This window comes from Xenorhabdus siamensis, from assembly GCF_037996745.1.
Classification (GTDB): Bacteria; Pseudomonadota; Gammaproteobacteria; order Enterobacterales; family Enterobacteriaceae; genus Xenorhabdus; species Xenorhabdus indica.
Window position 1 is genome coordinate 276,866 of record NZ_JBBMXE010000007.1, and the last position, 16,197, is coordinate 293,062.

The window sequence follows — 16,197 nt, forward strand, 5'->3', positions numbered from 1 at the left end:
TGTGAAAATAACGTTATATTTATTTACCATTGTCGACTCTGACAATATTATCAATTGCTGAGAGAAATTATTTCATGGAAAAATCGCAACCACGTCACGATTTACCCAAGCTGTTATTTGTACTGTTCTTCATTTTACTGCTCATTACAACCAGCTTTTGGGTTTTGAGTCCATTTATTTTGGGATTTATCTGGTCAGGAATGGTGGTTATCGCAACTTGGCCACTAATGGAAAAAATACAACAACATTTATGGAGAAAACGCTGGATCGCGGTTTCCATTATGACATTAATATTGATTTTATTATTTGTTATTCCTATTGCTTTACTGGTTGGCAGCCTGCTGGAAAACAGCGCACCACTGATTGCATGGGCAAAATCTCCATCCAATATACACCTGCCTCAATTGGAATGGCTCAATAAAATCCCGGTCATTGGCAATGACTTATATATTAAATGGCAAGACACTGTTGCTGAAGGCAGTAACATGCTTCTGGCCAAAATTCCGCCTTATATTGGTAAAGCAGCCACATGGTTTTTTGCTCAAGCTGCCAATGCAGGCCGTTTTCTGTTCCACCTAGCGCTGATGGTACTGTTCAGTGTCCTGCTTTATTGGAAAGGTGAACACGTTATGCTGGGTATTCGCCATTTCGCTATCCGGCTGGCAGGTAAACGTGGTGATGCTGTTGTACTACTGGCTGCTCGCTCCATTCGTGCTGTTGCTTTAGGTGTGGTCGTTACAGCACTCGTACAGGCTATCGCTGGTGGAATTGGGTTAGCTATCGCAGGTATTCCTTATGCCATGATCCTAACAGTCATAATGTTTGTACTCTGTGTTGCTCAATTAGGCCCTTTACTCGTCCTGATTCCATCCATTGTTTGGCTTTATTGGACAGGAGAAACAACCTGGGGAACTATTTTAGTTGTCTGGAGTTTAATTCTGGTCACAATGGATGGGGTTCGTCCTTTCCTTATTCGCCTTGGTGCCGATTTACCTATGGTTTTAATTCTCACTGGTGTTATCGGAGGTATACTTTCACTGGGTGTGATTGGATTATTTATCGGCCCGGTGGTATTAGCTGTTTCTTATAGCTTGTTGCTGGCCTGGATGGATGAAGTTCCTAAACCTGAAAATAAAATAGAACATATAGAACAATATTTCAAAAAAGACCCTATACAATAATAAATGATAGCGCGGAATATGATTTTTCCGCGCAATTATCATTAATGTAAATAGATAATCTCGTTTATATAGAAAATAAAAATTCATCCCACCTGTAAATAAATTCTTCAAAAACTTGTTAAAAGAAAGTTATTTTTTTAATTTTGTTTTTTAATTCTGATTTATTAAGAGAATTCTTAATGAATAAACTCACTTATTAAATTAGTATTCTTTTCATCGAAACAATGTTTCCCATGAATTGCTGTCTTAGTTTGTAAACGCCACAAACTGGGATAAGTGAAGTAATATATATTGCTGTGTGTAGTCTTTGCCTGTCAGCCCATGATAGGCTTTTTTTTTGGGTTTAGGAAAAATTTTCATTGGTTCTATATAATAGATCGCCAATGTTAAAAAAGATTATGTTATAAAAAACAAAAAGCCTGAGAATATTTTTAACAGGCTTTTTAGTTCACGTCTGAATAAGCTGTTATTAATTATTTCTCGCTAGAGAAATCCAAGTTTTAACAACGGTATCAGGGTTCAATGATAAACTGTCAATCCCTTCTTTCATTAGCCACTCAGCGAAATCTTCATGATCAGAAGGCCCCTGACCACAAATACCGACATATTTACCTTGTCGCTTAGCTGCGCGAATTGCCATAGAAAGTAATTGTTTCACTGCATCATTACGCTCATCAAATAATTCAGATACAACACCCGAATCACGATCCAACCCTAATGCTAATTGAGTCATATCATTTGAACCGATAGAAAAACCATCAAAATACTCAAGGAATTGTTCCGCTAATAATGCATTTGATGGAATTTCACACATCATGATGACTTTCAACTCATTCTCACCACGTTTCAAACCCTGTAATGCCAATTCTGAAATTACAGCTTCGGCCTGTGCTACTGTACGTACAAATGGGATCATCACTTCGACGTTAGTTAACCCCATAACATTACGCACTCGTTTGACCGCCTCACATTCCAAAGCAAAGCATTGACGGAAACTGTCAGAAACATAGCGACCAGCACCACGGAAACCAAGCATCGGGTTTTCTTCGTGTGGTTCGTACAAGTCACCGCCAACTAAGTTCGCATATTCATTAGATTTGAAGTCAGATAAACGTACAATAACGCGCTTAGGCCAAAATGCGGCCGCCAACGTCGCAATACCTTCCGTCAGACGTCCGACATAAAACTCAACAGGATCATCATAACCTACCATTAATGATTTAATCTGTTCCTGTAGTTCAGGGGATTGTTCAGAAAACTCAATCAGGGCACGCGGATGAACACCAATCATGCGGTTTATAATGAATTCCAAACGGGCCAGACCTACACCTTCATTCGGCAGACAGGCAAAGTCAAACGCCCGATCCGGGTTGCCTACATTCATCATGATCTTAACATCCAACTTTGGCAGCTCATCAACCTGAGAACTTTGGATGCTGAAATCCAGTTGATTCTGATAAACGAAACCGGTATCCCCTTCAGAGCAAGAAACTGTCACTTGCTCACCTTCTTTTAAACGTTCTGTCGCGTCACCACAACCTACTACCGCAGGAATACCCAATTCACGAGCAATAATAGCAGCATGACAAGTACGGCCTCCACGATTGGTAACAATCGCCGCCGCTTTTTTCATGATGGGTTCCCAATCTGGATCGGTCATGTCTGTTACCAACACATCCCCTGCTTGGATACGATCCATTTCGCTGAGATTGTGGATAACTTTAACCGTACCAACACCGATTTTGTGCCCGATCGCACGGCCTTCCACCAGCACACGGCCCTGTTCATTCAGTTGATAACGCTCCATCACCTGCTGATTTGAGCGGACTGTCTCAGGACGTGCCTGTACAATATATAGCTTGCCATTGTGCCCGTCTTTCGCCCACTCAATATCCATCGGACGGCCATAATGTTCTTCAATCAGTAAGGCTTGTCCTGCCAGTGCTTCAACTTCACTGTCAGTAAGAGAGAAACGATTACGTAGCGCCTCAGAGACATCTTCTGTACGTACCTGCTGACCATGCTCTTTGCTGTCTGCATAGACCATACGTATTTTTTTAGAGCCCAAATTACGACGGACGATCGCAGGGCGGTTATTTTTTAATGTAGGTTTATGGACATAAAACTCATCAGGGTTTACTGCTCCCTGAACAACCATTTCACCCAAACCATAGGCAGATGTAATAAACACGACTTGATCAAAACCAGACTCCGTATCAATCGTAAACATCACACCCGATGATGCTAGATCTGAACGTACCATACGCTGTACCCCGGCTGATAATGCAACACCACGGTGGTCATAGCCCTGATGGACACGGTAGGAGATAGCACGGTCGTTGAAGAGAGATGCAAAAACATGCTTAATGGCAATCATCACAGCATCAATGCCCTGCACATTTAAAAAAGTCTCTTGCTGTCCGGCAAAAGAAGCATCCGGCATATCTTCAGCAGTTGCAGAGGAGCGGACAGCGAAAGAAGCATCCGATTCACCTTCAGACAATTGCAAATAAGCATCGCGAATATCTTTTTCTAGTTGTGCCGTAAATGGTGTATCAATCACCCACTGGCGGATCTGTACGCCAGCCTTAGCTAATTGATTAACATCATCAACATTAATTTCATCCAGTAATTGATAAATACGCTGGTTAACACCGCTTTGTTCCAGAAAATCATTAAATGCCTGTGCAGTCGTAGCGAAACCATTGGGGACAGATACACCAAGGTCAGCCAGATTAGTGATCATTTCGCCAAGAGAGGCGTTTTTACCACCGACCCGACTAACATCATTCATGCCTAATTGGTTATACCAAAGCACATTACATGGGGTAAGGCCGTTATTGGACATTGAAACTATCCTTTTTACATTCAGAGGTACAACTCGGAAAATTAAAGCTGTTTTTACAGCAGGAAATAGCCTAGCACAATGTCTTGCTATATATGGAAAGGTGAATCGATCAACCCAGCAATATTATTTTTTTACACGTATAATCTGGAACGTTATCTATGGCTGTAATTTGTAATAAAAACGATTCAGCTAATATTTTGATAATTCCTTATAAATTCAACAATAAAAGAAAAGCACAATGATAGAAATCCAACTCCCTCAGACTCAGGACAATGAAATTCTGGAACGCAGTGTATTTTTCATTTCCGATGGTACAGCAATTACGGCAGAAGTTTTGGGTCATGCTGTATTGTCTCAATTCCCGATTAATATCACGTCTTATACCTTACCCTTTGTCACCAACAAAATGAGAGCAGAAGAAATCAGGAACCAGATAAATACTATCTATCAAGCAACACAAATCAGGCCACTGGTTTTTTATTCCATCATTTCCAGTGAAGTTAAAAATATTATCACCAGCAGTAAAGGTTTTTGCCTGGATATTGTCCAGACTCTCGTCGCACCATTGCAGCAAGAGATCGGGCTGGAACCTAAACCTGAATTACACCGTACCCACGGTTTATCTGAAAAAAATCTGAGTCAATATGATGCCCGTATCGCAGCCATTGATTACGCCCTCGCACATGACGATGGTGTTTCATTACGTAATCTCGATCAGGCTCAAGTAATTATTCTGGGTGTTTCCCGCTGTGGAAAAACCCCCACCAGCCTCTATCTTGCCATGCAATTCGGCATTCAAGCTGCAAACTATCCTTTCACTGCGGATGATATGGATAATCTGCAATTGCCTGCCGATCTAAAACCTTTCCAGCAGAAACTGTTCGGATTGACAATAAGCCCGGAAAGACTGGCCGCTATCCGGGAAGAACGGAGAGAAAATAGTCGTTATGCTTCATTACGGCAATGTCGAATCGAAATTACTGAGGTTGAAGCCTTATTCCGCAAAAACAAAATTAATTACTTAAATACTACCAATTATTCTGTCGAGGAGATTTCAACCAAAATTATTGACAGTATGGGATTGAAACGGCGCATGTTCTGATCCTGGAAATATCAGTACATCTCAAAATACCGTTACAATCTTATACTCGCAATTTCTCATGTAATTGTAATTATTGACTATTGAATTTGTTGGAGGTTGAGTTATTGTAATTTCAATTACGCCAGACTGCATTCCAAGATGAAGTAGAATTCGAGAAAGTATATGCACAAAACAGATGAATTAAGAACCTACCCAATTGACAGATTAATAACACCTAAAACACTTTCTGAACAATATCCCATATCAGAAAGAACATTGCAAAATGTGACGGCATCACGCAGACGTATTGAAGCTATTCTTACGGGCAACGACCAACGTTTGCTGGTTATCATTGGGCCCTGCTCTATTCATGATGTTGACGCCGCCCTTGATTATGCCTCACGTCTGCACGTATTGCGTAAAAAATATCAGCACAGTCTGGAAATCGTAATGCGAACCTACTTCGAAAAACCTCGTACTGTTGTTGGCTGGAAGGGATTGATTTCAGACCCTATGTTGGATGGTTCCTGTCAGGTCAATAAAGGGATATCACTCGCCCGTAAGTTATTAATTGATATTAATGAGTTGGGAATGCCCACTGCCACAGAATTTTTAGACATGGTCATTGGGCAATATATTGCGGATTTAATTAGCTGGGGAGCAATCGGTGCAAGAACAACAGAAAGCCAAATCCACCGGGAAATGGCCTCGGCATTGTCATGTCCAGTCGGATTTAAAAATGGTACTGACGGTAATATTGATATTGCTATTGATGCGATACGAGCATCACGTGCCGGACATATGTTCTTGTCACCAGATAAAGATGGACAGATGACCATCTATCAGACCAGTGGAAATCCTTATGGACATATCATTATGCGCGGTGGAAAAAAACCGAATTACAGTGCTGAAGATATTACAGCAGTTTGTCAGAAATTACGTGAATTCAACCTACCAGAACGCTTGATCGTCGATTGCAGTCATGGTAACTGTCAAAAAGTTCACCGCCGACAACTGGATATAGCCAGAAATATCAGCCAACAGATCCAGTCTGGTTCAACGGCTATTGCGGGTATCATGGCAGAAAGTTTTTTAGTGGAAGGTTCTCAAAAAATCATGCAGGGAGAACCCCTGACCTACGGACAATCTATTACTGACCCATGCCTTAGCTGGCAAGACACCGAACAATTCCTTAGTATTCTGGCCGAAGCAATTGAAAGCCGGTTCTGAATATCGTTTTTATTGGCTTCTGTTCACGTGAGAGCAGGAGCCATCCCCCATTTGAAAAATCATACAAAACCAATCTATTGAGTCAGTTATATCCACATAAAAAAATAGCTTGAAGTTAACCAAGACAGAAACGATAATTATTCTCAGTATTAGAATAATTATTGTTCATGTTCATATTGGGTTATGAAAAAATTAACTGATTGCCTGTGCTACTACATCAATCCTTTGCAACAACAGATCCTTCTTGTGTTACATCGTGATTCGACACAAACCGATAACTTTACTCTGACGTAATAACAATTCAGAGAATTCACCGTGATGCATCTCAATGGTTCTTAAAACAATATATATGTTTCAAAACCATTCGTATGCTTTAAAACACAGCAAAATTATGGAGATAACCTATATGACCCGAATTCAACCACCAAACCTGAAATTGTCTGCACTAAGTATTGTCATTCTGACAGGGTTGTCTTCTGCTCACGCAGCAACCATCCCAGATGAAAAAACAGCTTTAGCAGAGAATAATAAACATCATAAAGATACGCTGACGGTTTATGCCACAGGGAATCAGCGCGACAGTTTTGAAGCACCTATGATGGTAACAGTTGTTGAAGGTAACTCAGCCAGCAGTAAAGTTGCAGGCAATGCAAATGACTTGCTGCGCAAGATCCCTGGGATTAATACTGCGGATTATGGGCGCGCTAATGGGCAAGATATCAACCTGCGTGGTTACTCTCAAAAAGGCGTTTTAATGCTGGTTGATGGCGTTCGTCAGGGTACTGATACCGGGCATATTAATGGCATATTCCTTGATCCCTCACTGATTAAACAAGTCGAAGTTGTCCGTGGTCCATCTGCCCTGCTCTATGGCAGTGGTGCATTAGGTGGGGTTATTGCCTACCAGACGGTTGATGCCGCAGATCTCTTACAGGCGGGGCAAGATACTGGTTTTCGTGTTTTTAGTCGTGCCGCAACTGGGGATCACAGTTGGGGATTCGGCGGAGCCGCATTTGGTAGAACCGATAATCTTGATGGTCTATTTAGTTTCAGTACCCGTGATGTTGGCAATATTCGTTATGGCGGCGGGGTAAAAGGCCAAAATGATGAGATTATCGGCAATGTACTGACTAAAGGGACATGGAAAATTGATGACAGCCAATCAATCGGTGGCGAACTTCGTTATTACCGTAATAAGGCTAATGAACCACTGAACCCACAATCTGTCAAAACAGCAGATAAAACAGCACAGACTGATCGCACCACAACACAACGTGACGCGCAACTGACTTATAAGTTAAATCCGGCAGAATATAACTGGTTAAATTTCAGAACAGATATTTACTATTCCAACATTAGCATTAATGCTAAAAGTAAAAAAAATGGTTTTGAAGGCCGTAAACAGGAAACTTACGGTATAAAACTGGAAAACCGTTCTCACTTGAGTGCCAACTCCTTCGCTGCACATCAATTTACTTATGGTGGCGAACTATATAAACAGAAACAAAAACCAAGCAGCAATGGTATAAATGGATTCCCGCATGCAGACATCCGTTTTGCATCCGGTTGGATTCAAGATGAGATAACCATTCGTGACTTGCCAGTTTCATTTATCGTCGGTACACGTTATGACAATTACAAGGCATCAAATGATAAATATAAAGATATCAATGCCGACAAATGGTCATCAAAAGGTGCTATCAGTATCACCCCAACAGATTGGTCGATGCTGTTTGCTTCTTACTCTCAGGCATTCCGTTCGCCGACAATGGGGGAGATGTATAATGATTCCAAACACTTCTCTATGGATAGAAAAACAAAAAAAGGCCTCATCACTTTCACCAATTACTGGAAGCCGAATCCTAACTTACGCCCTGAAAGCAATGAAACTCAGGAATATGGCTTTGGGCTCCGTTTCGATGATCTCTTTACCAGCAATGATGGTCTAAAATTCAAAGCCAGCTATTTTGATACCAAAGCAAAAGACTATATCGCCACTTCCGTAGAGTCTAGGAAAGGATTTACGACTTCCTTGAATATCCCCAAAGCAAAAATTTGGGGCTGGGATGCATCAATGACCTATGATTCCGATTACTTCTCATGGGATCTGGCTTACAACCGTACAACTGGCAAAGACGAACAGACTGGCGAGACTATCAAAAGCCTCAGTCCTGATACGGTGACCAGCACACTAGATATTCCTCTTTCCAGTAGCGGTTTTTCTATTGGTTGGATCGGTAAATTTACTCAACGTACCCAGTTCAGAGGCATTAATGGTGACAAAAATGAACGTGGACAAAAAGTTACCCAGTATGCAGGCTATGGCGTCAATGACTTCTACATCAGTTACCACGGTGAAGACCGGCTAAAAGGTGTAACGACCTCCATCGTACTCGGCAACGCTTTCGACAAGCAATATTACTCATCACTGGGTGCACCGCAGAGTGGCCGCAATGCCAAACTGTTTGTCAGCTATCAATGGTAAAGACTATGGTAGTAAAGACTATCGGTAGTAAAGACTACCGATAGTAAAGAATAGCAGCACTAATTTTTAACCTTTAACGTAGTTTTTTAAGGAGCTAGTATCTGTGAATCAGTCACTTTATGAACGTTACCTACAGGCAAAAGCGGATAATAAAGCTAAATATGCACGCGACTTAGCCGCTTATCTTAATGTCAGCGAAGGAGAATTACTGCACAGTCGTGTCGGTATCGACGCAAAACGTCTGAACGTTGATGCTCCTACCCTGTTGCAAGAACTAGCAACAGTCGGTGAAACCAAGGCCATTACCCGCAATGATTTTGCTGTCCACGAACAGGTTGGCCGTTACGAAAACACGAAGTTCAGCCAGCATGTTGGTCTGATCCTCAATCCGCGTGAACTGGATTTACGTATGTTCTTTGAACATTGGAGCTGTGTTTTCTCTCTGGTAGAACCTACGAAAAATGGTATACGTCACAGTATCCAGTTCTTTGATCGCCAGGGTGATGCTCTGCACAAAGTGTATACAACAGAACATACTGATATGGCTGCATGGGAAGCCCTGATTGAGAAATATCAGACAGATAAAAACCCGGCACTGGAAGTGAAACCTGAAAAAGCCCCTGAATATGCAGAAGTGACTGAAGAGCTGAAAACACAATTGGATGAAGAATGGCGTGCAATGACCGACGTTCACCAGTTCTTCATCATGATGAAACGTCATAATCTGAATCGCCAGCAGATTTTCAATGCTGTCAAAGATGATTTGGCTTACCGTGTAGAGAATTCCGCCCTGACTCAGATCCTTGAAGTTGCACACAAAGATCAAAATGAAATTATGATCTTTGTTGGAAATCGCGGTTGTATCCAGATCTTTACTGGTAAACTTGAGCGTCTGATGCCGTATCAGGAAGAAAACTCTTCTCAGAAATGGGCTAATATTTTTAATCATAATTTCACGTTGCACCTGATTGAAAGTGCTATTGCTGAAAGCTGGATCACACGCAAGCCAACAACAGATGGTTTCGTCACCAGCCTTGAGTTGTTCGATGTGAATGGTAACCAAATCGCCCAACTGTATGGTCAGCGTACCGAAGGTACTCCTGAGCAGACACAGTGGCGCGAACAAATTGCCGCACTACCTAAACTGCAACCAGAAAAGGAAACTTGTGTAGCATGAAAAAGTGGCTTCTAACATTTATGCTTGCCATCTCCTCCAGTGCGTTCTCCGCTGAACGTATTGTCGCAATTGGCGGTGATGTGTCTGAAATTGTTTTTGCACTTGGCGAGGGACGGCATGTTGTTGCCAGGGATAGTACCAGTCAAAACCCTAAGGAAATACTCTCATTGCCAGATGTGGGGTATATGCGAATGCTGAATTCAGAAGGAATTTTGTCTATGCGCCCGTCACTGGTGATCACTAGTGAATTGGCCCAACCTTCTCTGGCACTCAAGCAAATCGAAGATTCCGGTGTGAAAGTTATTAAAGTGACCAGCAAAGCCTCGTTAGAAGCCGTTCCTGAAAAAATCAAGACCGTCGCCAAGACGGTCAACCAGGAAAAACGTGGTGAAGAGCTAATCACTCAATATCAACAACAATTGGCTGCAATCACCACGTCAAACATCCCCACAAAAGTGATGTTTGTTATGAGTCACGGAGGGATTATGCCAATGGCAGCCGGCCAACAAACCGCGGCGGATAAGATTATTCATGCCATTGGTGCCAAAAATGCCATGCAGGGATTCAAAGGATATCGCCCTTTATCTCAGGAAGGTGTTATCGCCAGCCAGCCTGACTTACTGCTGGTCAGCACCGAAGGACTGAAAACGCTAGGTGGTATGGATAAACTGTGGCAACTTCCGGGCCTGAACTTTACTCCGGCAGGAAAGAAAAAACAGGTTGTCGTTGTGGATGAAATGAGCTTACTCGGATTCGGTATCCACACTCCAAAAGTGATGAAACAAGTCCGTGAAGCTGCGGAGAAAGTGCAATGAGTCGTACCCAATCCCCCAGTTTTGGTTTGATGTTACTGGGCGTATTGCTATTTATTCTGGCAATCAGTTCAGCCAATATGGGGGCATTGCCTCTTTCTTTTAAAACTCTGTGGGAATCCTCTTTGGATGACCCACAGTGGCAAATCTGGTTAAATATCAGGCTACCACGCATTCTATTGGCGATTCTGATTGGCGGTGCGCTGGCTGTTTCCGGTGCCATAATGCAGGGTTTATTTCGTAATCCTCTTGCTGATCCCGGATTATTGGGGATCAGCAGTGGTGCTGCGCTGACTGTAGCAATCATCATTGTTGTGCCTGCCTTTTTGCCTTTCTCTTTACCAAACAACATATTATCTGAAAATATTGCGTTGTATGGTCATGTTATTGCAGCTTTTGGCGGTAGTTTATTAGTCTCATTACTGATCTTTTCATTAAATAAATATAGCCACGGTAATTTATCGAAATTACTGCTTGCAGGTATCGCCATCAATGCACTGTGCATGTCATTTATCGGTGTATTGAGTTATATCAGTAATGACCAGCAATTACGTCAATTTACCATTTGGATGATGGGTTCACTGAGCCAGATTGAATGGCCGACACTGATTATTGCCGCTTCTATTATTATTCCTGTCAGCTTGTTAGCATTCAGTCAATCTCGAAAACTCAATCTACTGCAATTAGGCGATGAAGAAGCTCACTATTTAGGCATTAATGTCCAACAAACTAAGTTTCAATTACTACTACTTAGTGCCTTACTGATTGGCTGTGCGGTCGCGTTGAGTGGCGTTATCAGCTTCATTGGTTTGGTTATTCCCCACCTTGCCAGATTGCGGTTTGGTGGTGATCATTCCTGGTTACTACCAATATCAGCGCTAGGTGGTGCATGTCTTTTGTTAACTGCGGATACATTAGCCAGAACGTTAGTTGCTCCCGCCGAAATGCCGGTTGGTCTTATTACCGGTTTAATTGGTGCCCCTTATTTCTTAGGGTTAATCCTTAAACCATCAAAAGGCCGTTTGTAATGGAGCCGATAATGACAAAAAGTTTACTTGAAGCCAAAAATCTGAACTACTTCATTGGGCAGCGCCAAATCATCAAAGCGATTTCGCTCTCTATCCATCAAGGAGAAGTGGTTGCAATTATTGGTCCCAATGGTGCAGGTAAATCCACGCTATTACGGCTGTTAACCGGTTATGTTTCACCAAACAGTGGCGAATGCCTGTTACAAGGAATTCCCCTGCCCCAATGGCCAACCCAAAAACTTGCACGGATCCGTGCAGTAATGCGGCAATACAGTTCACTTTCTTTTCCTTTCAGTGTGGAAGAAATTATTGCAATGGGACGAGTCCCTCATGAAAACGCTCATAAACAAATCGCTATTGACGATGCAATTGCATTAACAGAGTGTGAAGAACTGAGGCATCGGAATTATCAGCAACTCTCTGGTGGAGAACAGCAACGTGTTCAATTGGCAAGGACTCTGGCTCAACTCTGGCATCCAGAGCCAACAGAGTCCTGTCTGTTTTTGGATGAACCAACCTCAGCATTGGATCTTTACCACCAACAGCATACATTGCGACTTGTTCATAATCTGACTCGTCAACACCCTCTTGCGGTCTGCTGCGTATTGCATGATCTCAATCTGGCCGCACTCTATGCGGATAAAATTATCCTATTACATCAAGGAAAGTTAGTTGCATCCGGCACACCACAGGATGTCCTGCGTGATGATACCCTTAAACAATGGTATCGGGCTGATTTAGGCGTAACCCAGCATCCTGAAACTTCCCAGCCGCAAGTTTACCTTCGGCAATAATGACATGTCAGAATACCTCGGAAGCTGATTGGCCTGGCATATGTAAATTACCCTAGTGAAACGCAGCTTGTACATCATAAAGGAAGGATTGTTAATCGTGAGGTAAAATTTTCTACTGTTGTAAGGCTTCTTTCAGGATTTGAACTTTTTCTGTACCCAAGATCAATTCAACTAAAGTAATTGTAGAGATAGCTATCTGGCTCGTATGTTGATTAAACTTTGGCAGGTAAATACCAAGTGTAACAATCTCAGGATGGCCACGTCTTTTCTGACGGGCCTTATACCTGCCCGCCAGTGACCGATGACCATCCCATTATCGGCCATCAAATCTCCTTCACGGCTGCTGGACTGGATAATATGTGCCATTAAGTCGGCCGGCTTTTTGCAAGATAGCCTGTTCAACTCTCCACATTAGTCTTTTCTTTAATCATGTGATTTTTCATCCAAGCGCTTATCAATGATACGGATCGCAATTTCGCGCAATTTTTCTACACCAATAAAGCCCACAGCACCACCAAGCGCAGGTGACATGCTGCTGGGAATACCAATCAGTTCCAGCGCACTTGAGAATCCCCATGATAGCGCCCCACATAAAAAAGGTTCAACCCAGCGTTTTTTTCGTTCTACACCGTCATAAATCAGACGTCCATAACAGATCATAATAGCCAGCAAGGAACCGGATATCTGTGGCCTGGCATTTCTCAGGCTATCCATAAATTCAATCCATAAATCAGGGTGTTCTTTCATCATTAGTCCCATAATTGAATAATTGACGTCACAGATATAAAGCTATTTCTGGCGGTTCAATCACAGTTCCAGCCTAATATTTCTCAAATCAGAATCGGTTAGACGGGGATTGATCCAGTACTGAGTGACGTTTTGTATATATCCATATTAACGTCAGCATAAAGCAACCACACTGTCATATACTTGTGCTCTGCTCAGTACTAAATCACACCGCCAAATGTTGCTCAAAATGTGCCATAGCTCATTAATTAGTTTCATCGCATTCATTTTTTCGTTGGTTATCACAATGCCAATATCACGGCAGCATTCTTCGGAATATTTTGATAGTACCTTGCCCCAACAGTACGCCTATAATAGTAATAGTACTGCCAATAAACTGAATTAAGCTGAACCTGTTCTCTACAATTATCTGTATCGTCAATACAGAAATAGGTACAAAATTAAAAAATATTGCTGTCTTACCTGCCCCACGAATAGCAATGCCTATATTCCAGAAAAGATAAGCAAGAAAAGAACCTGCAATACCCATATAAATACTCGCCAAATGGCTCTCAGATGATGCTAATAATAATGCAGGCACAGGAGATTCAACAGAAATTGCAATTATTACCAATATAATTATGATTTGTTAATCCTACCGTTATAATAAAATTTATAATAATAACTATGCAAAAATAATTTTATACTTATTTGTGGTCAATATTCTTATTGCAAAAGCAATATATTTAACATAGATTACTTCGAAAGTGACATTGATGTCGTTTTCAAAGGTAATGAAATGAAAGCACAGAAAAATCATCAATATATTTTAGAACAAGCATACAAAGTCTTTATTAAAAAAGGATATAGCCAGGTTACAATGACTGATATTATCACTGAATGTGGAATCAGTCGTGGTGGAGTTTATCGCTATTTACGATCCACTAAAGATATTTTTATCGCGCTTGTTCGGCAAAAACTATTCGAGTTGCCGGATATGAATTTATGATCCAGGAATCAAAGACAGACAACAGTAACATTGCACGTGAATCATATTAATCCAATGTAAAAATAATTCTTAGATTAACTAATTTTGAACAAAAAAAGCAGAATAAACTTTCCTTATTTTAGAGGGATTGACTGTAATGGCGTTGACAGGAATTTTAACAACTGAATTAATAAAAAACCACTTCGATTATATCATCGATATGGCTAGGAAAATATAAAAGAGATTACAATGAATATACTCTATACTATAAAAAACAATATGAATTTATCTCAACCGATTGAAGTACTGGAGAAATTACTTGTACACTTATATTTGGAAGAGCGCACTTCAAATAAAGATCTCTCATTAAAAACAGGGTTACCTATTCCTATAGTATCTGCTTTTAAAAAAGAGTTAATAAAATCAAACTACGCTGATAACAAAGGCATTTTTAAACTAACTCCATTAGGTATCCAGTTTGTACAAGATCAACTTAATTATAAATTGGTTGATACTGAATTATATAGGTCATTATTTATAAAAGAAAAAAACAGGAAGTTTAGAGATGAATTAGTCAATTTACTTTCACCTATCTATGCTAAACGTCCACGCGTCAATGTACTGTTAGACCAAGCCCATGCGACTTTGGATACATCAATACACAGGATAATGTTACTACTGAATAATCCAATAGTATTTAAACAAAAAATTCTCTTTTTGGGGGATGATGATTTAACATCTTTAGCTTTAATGATGGCATTTAAAAAACTAGGTCATTATTGTAAAGATAATATTTATGTCAAAGATATAGATAAAAAACTATTGGAGTTTATTAAAGAGGTATCAAAAGAAAATAATTTCATCATTAATACTGAATACGTAGATCTGAAACACTCAGATAAGTATACCAAATACTTCGACGTTATCTTGACAGATCCACCATATACTTTTAGTGGGTTAAAGTTATTCTTATCACGGGCAATCAGTTTTGCTAAAAATGACGGCAGTGAAATATTATTATCATTTGGACAAAAAAAACCTAAAGAAAACCAAGAAGTACAAAAGCTGTTTAGCGATCAAAATCTTTTTATCAAAAACATTTATCCACAATTCAATCAATATCATGGTGGAAGTATTATTGGTAATGTCAGTGATTTATACATTCTCTCTGTTACACAAAGTTCATATTCTATGATTTCAGAAGATAGCTTTTACTCCAACAAAATATATACCGGAGAAATTAACCCTCGTGTAAAATTTTATCAATGCAAATCATGTGATAATCAACTTACTATTGGATATGGAAAGAGCATATTAACAATAGAACAACTTATCGAGACAGGTTGCAATAGATGTAAAGGGACTAAGTTTCAATACCAGGGACAAGAAAAAATCACTCTCTCCACAGGCACAAAACGGCTTGGTACTCACCTTGTCATAGAGATGAAAAATTGTGAAACAGATAAATTAAAGTCTGTATCAGCTATCGAAACCATAATGATTGATATTGCTGCTAAGTGTAATTTCAATATTATCAACTGCCATTTTCATCAATCCAAATTCAGAGGAGTTAGCGGAGCTGTGATATTAGCAGAGTCACATTTTACTATACATACCTGGCCTGAATATAACTATGCAGCACTTGATTTACTGATATGTAGTGATTTTAAGCATCATGAGACGCTGATGAAACAGCTACAAAGCCAATTAAATTCACAAGAGTATGAGTATAAAATACTACAACGAGGTTTTTAATCATCTGATAACTTTAACATCCACTGATTCTTACTTATCAATCTTATGAAAAGAATAAGTCAGGACATCCATATAACAAAGTCCTACGTTCA

13 protein-coding genes are annotated in these 16,197 nt (G+C 40.5%); 10 read left to right on the plus strand and 3 right to left on the minus strand.

The features are described 5' to 3' along the window. The first annotated feature begins 74 nt into the window (after nt 1–74). Nucleotides 75–1,181 (plus strand): AI-2E family transporter YdiK, encoded by a 1,107-nt coding sequence (gene ydiK, locus AAC852_RS07970; RefSeq protein ID WP_340620577.1) that lies wholly within the window; start codon nt 75–77, stop codon nt 1,179–1,181. Nucleotides 1,182–1,650: 469 nt separating this feature from the next. Here the strand turns inward: ydiK and ppsA are convergent, their stop codons facing one another. Beyond that, the gene (gene ppsA / locus AAC852_RS07975; protein WP_340620578.1) at nt 1,651–4,029 is read right to left on the minus strand and encodes a phosphoenolpyruvate synthase; all 2,379 of its coding nucleotides are present in this window, start codon (nt 4,027–4,029) and stop codon (nt 1,651–1,653) included. Between the two features lie 238 nt (nt 4,030–4,267). Between ppsA and ppsR the strand changes: the two genes are divergently transcribed. From ppsR to AAC852_RS08010, 7 genes are all read left to right on the plus strand, one after another. Further along, nucleotides 4,268–5,131 carry a posphoenolpyruvate synthetase regulatory kinase/phosphorylase PpsR gene (ppsR, locus tag AAC852_RS07980; protein WP_340620579.1) on the plus strand — a complete coding sequence of 288 codons (864 nt, stop codon included), beginning with the start codon at nt 4,268–4,270 and terminating at the stop codon, nt 5,129–5,131. Nucleotides 5,132–5,293: 162 nt separating this feature from the next. After that, nucleotides 5,294–6,340: a 3-deoxy-7-phosphoheptulonate synthase gene (locus AAC852_RS07985; RefSeq protein WP_340620580.1), complete on the plus strand. Its 1,047-nt coding sequence runs from the start codon at nt 5,294–5,296 to the stop codon at nt 6,338–6,340. A gap of 406 nt (nt 6,341–6,746) precedes the next feature. Beyond that, entirely contained in the window at nt 6,747–8,825 is a 2,079-nt protein-coding gene (locus AAC852_RS07990; RefSeq protein ID WP_340620581.1) for a TonB-dependent hemoglobin/transferrin/lactoferrin family receptor, read from the plus strand. 103 nt (nt 8,826–8,928) lie between these two features. Continuing rightward, complete coding sequence (locus AAC852_RS07995) at nt 8,929–10,002, plus strand: hemin-degrading factor (protein WP_340620582.1); 1,074 nt, start codon at nt 8,929–8,931, stop codon at nt 10,000–10,002. Further along, nucleotides 9,999–10,817, plus strand: coding sequence for a heme/hemin ABC transporter substrate-binding protein (locus AAC852_RS08000; RefSeq protein WP_340620583.1), 819 nt, complete (start codon nt 9,999–10,001; stop codon nt 10,815–10,817). Before AAC852_RS07995 ends, AAC852_RS08000 begins: the two co-directional genes overlap by 4 nt. After that, a complete protein-coding gene (locus tag AAC852_RS08005) occupies nt 10,814–11,842 on the plus strand; it encodes a FecCD family ABC transporter permease (RefSeq protein ID WP_340620584.1) in 1,029 nt (342 codons plus the stop codon). The genes AAC852_RS08000 and AAC852_RS08005 overlap by 4 nt, the downstream gene beginning before the upstream one ends. 8 nt (nt 11,843–11,850) lie before the next feature. Continuing rightward, complete coding sequence (locus AAC852_RS08010) at nt 11,851–12,636, plus strand: heme ABC transporter ATP-binding protein (protein ID WP_422824272.1); 786 nt, start codon at nt 11,851–11,853, stop codon at nt 12,634–12,636. Between the two features lie 423 nt (nt 12,637–13,059). On the opposite strand, the gene AAC852_RS08015 is transcribed toward AAC852_RS08010, so the two are convergent. After that, complete coding sequence (locus tag AAC852_RS08015; RefSeq protein ID WP_340620586.1) at nt 13,060–13,383, minus strand: phage holin, lambda family; 324 nt, start codon at nt 13,381–13,383, stop codon at nt 13,060–13,062. 295 nt (nt 13,384–13,678) lie between these two features. Beyond that, a complete protein-coding gene (locus AAC852_RS08020) occupies nt 13,679–13,996 on the minus strand; it encodes an EamA family transporter (RefSeq protein ID WP_340620587.1) in 318 nt (105 codons plus the stop codon). A gap of 165 nt (nt 13,997–14,161) precedes the next feature. Here AAC852_RS08020 and AAC852_RS08025 point away from each other — a divergent pair, with 165 nt between their 5' ends. Next, nucleotides 14,162–14,371, plus strand: a complete 210-nt coding sequence (locus AAC852_RS08025) for a TetR/AcrR family transcriptional regulator (protein ID WP_340620588.1) — start codon at nt 14,162–14,164, stop codon at nt 14,369–14,371. 228 nt (nt 14,372–14,599) lie between these two features. Next, nucleotides 14,600–16,105 (plus strand): adenosylmethionine decarboxylase, encoded by a 1,506-nt coding sequence (gene speD, locus AAC852_RS08030; protein WP_340620589.1) that lies wholly within the window; start codon nt 14,600–14,602, stop codon nt 16,103–16,105. The last annotated feature ends 92 nt before the right edge of the window (nt 16,106–16,197 follow it).

Coding starts and splice junctions, on each gene's coding strand:
- ppsA (WP_340620578.1), bottom strand. CDS start 4,029: ATGTCCAATAACGGCCTTACCCCATGTAATGTGCTTTGGTATAACCAA.
- AAC852_RS08025 (WP_340620588.1), top strand. CDS start 14,162: ATGAAAGCACAGAAAAATCATCAATATATTTTAGAACAAGCATACAAA.
- AAC852_RS08000 (WP_340620583.1), top strand. CDS start 9,999: ATGAAAAAGTGGCTTCTAACATTTATGCTTGCCATCTCCTCCAGTGCG.
- ppsR (WP_340620579.1), top strand. CDS start 4,268: ATGATAGAAATCCAACTCCCTCAGACTCAGGACAATGAAATTCTGGAA.
- ydiK (WP_340620577.1), top strand. CDS start 75: ATGGAAAAATCGCAACCACGTCACGATTTACCCAAGCTGTTATTTGTA.
- AAC852_RS07990 (WP_340620581.1), top strand. CDS start 6,747: ATGACCCGAATTCAACCACCAAACCTGAAATTGTCTGCACTAAGTATT.
- AAC852_RS08015 (WP_340620586.1), bottom strand. CDS start 13,383: ATGAAAGAACACCCTGATTTATGGATTGAATTTATGGATAGCCTGAGA.
- AAC852_RS07985 (WP_340620580.1), top strand. CDS start 5,294: ATGCACAAAACAGATGAATTAAGAACCTACCCAATTGACAGATTAATA.
- AAC852_RS08005 (WP_340620584.1), top strand. CDS start 10,814: ATGAGTCGTACCCAATCCCCCAGTTTTGGTTTGATGTTACTGGGCGTA.
- speD (WP_340620589.1), top strand. CDS start 14,600: ATGAATATACTCTATACTATAAAAAACAATATGAATTTATCTCAACCG.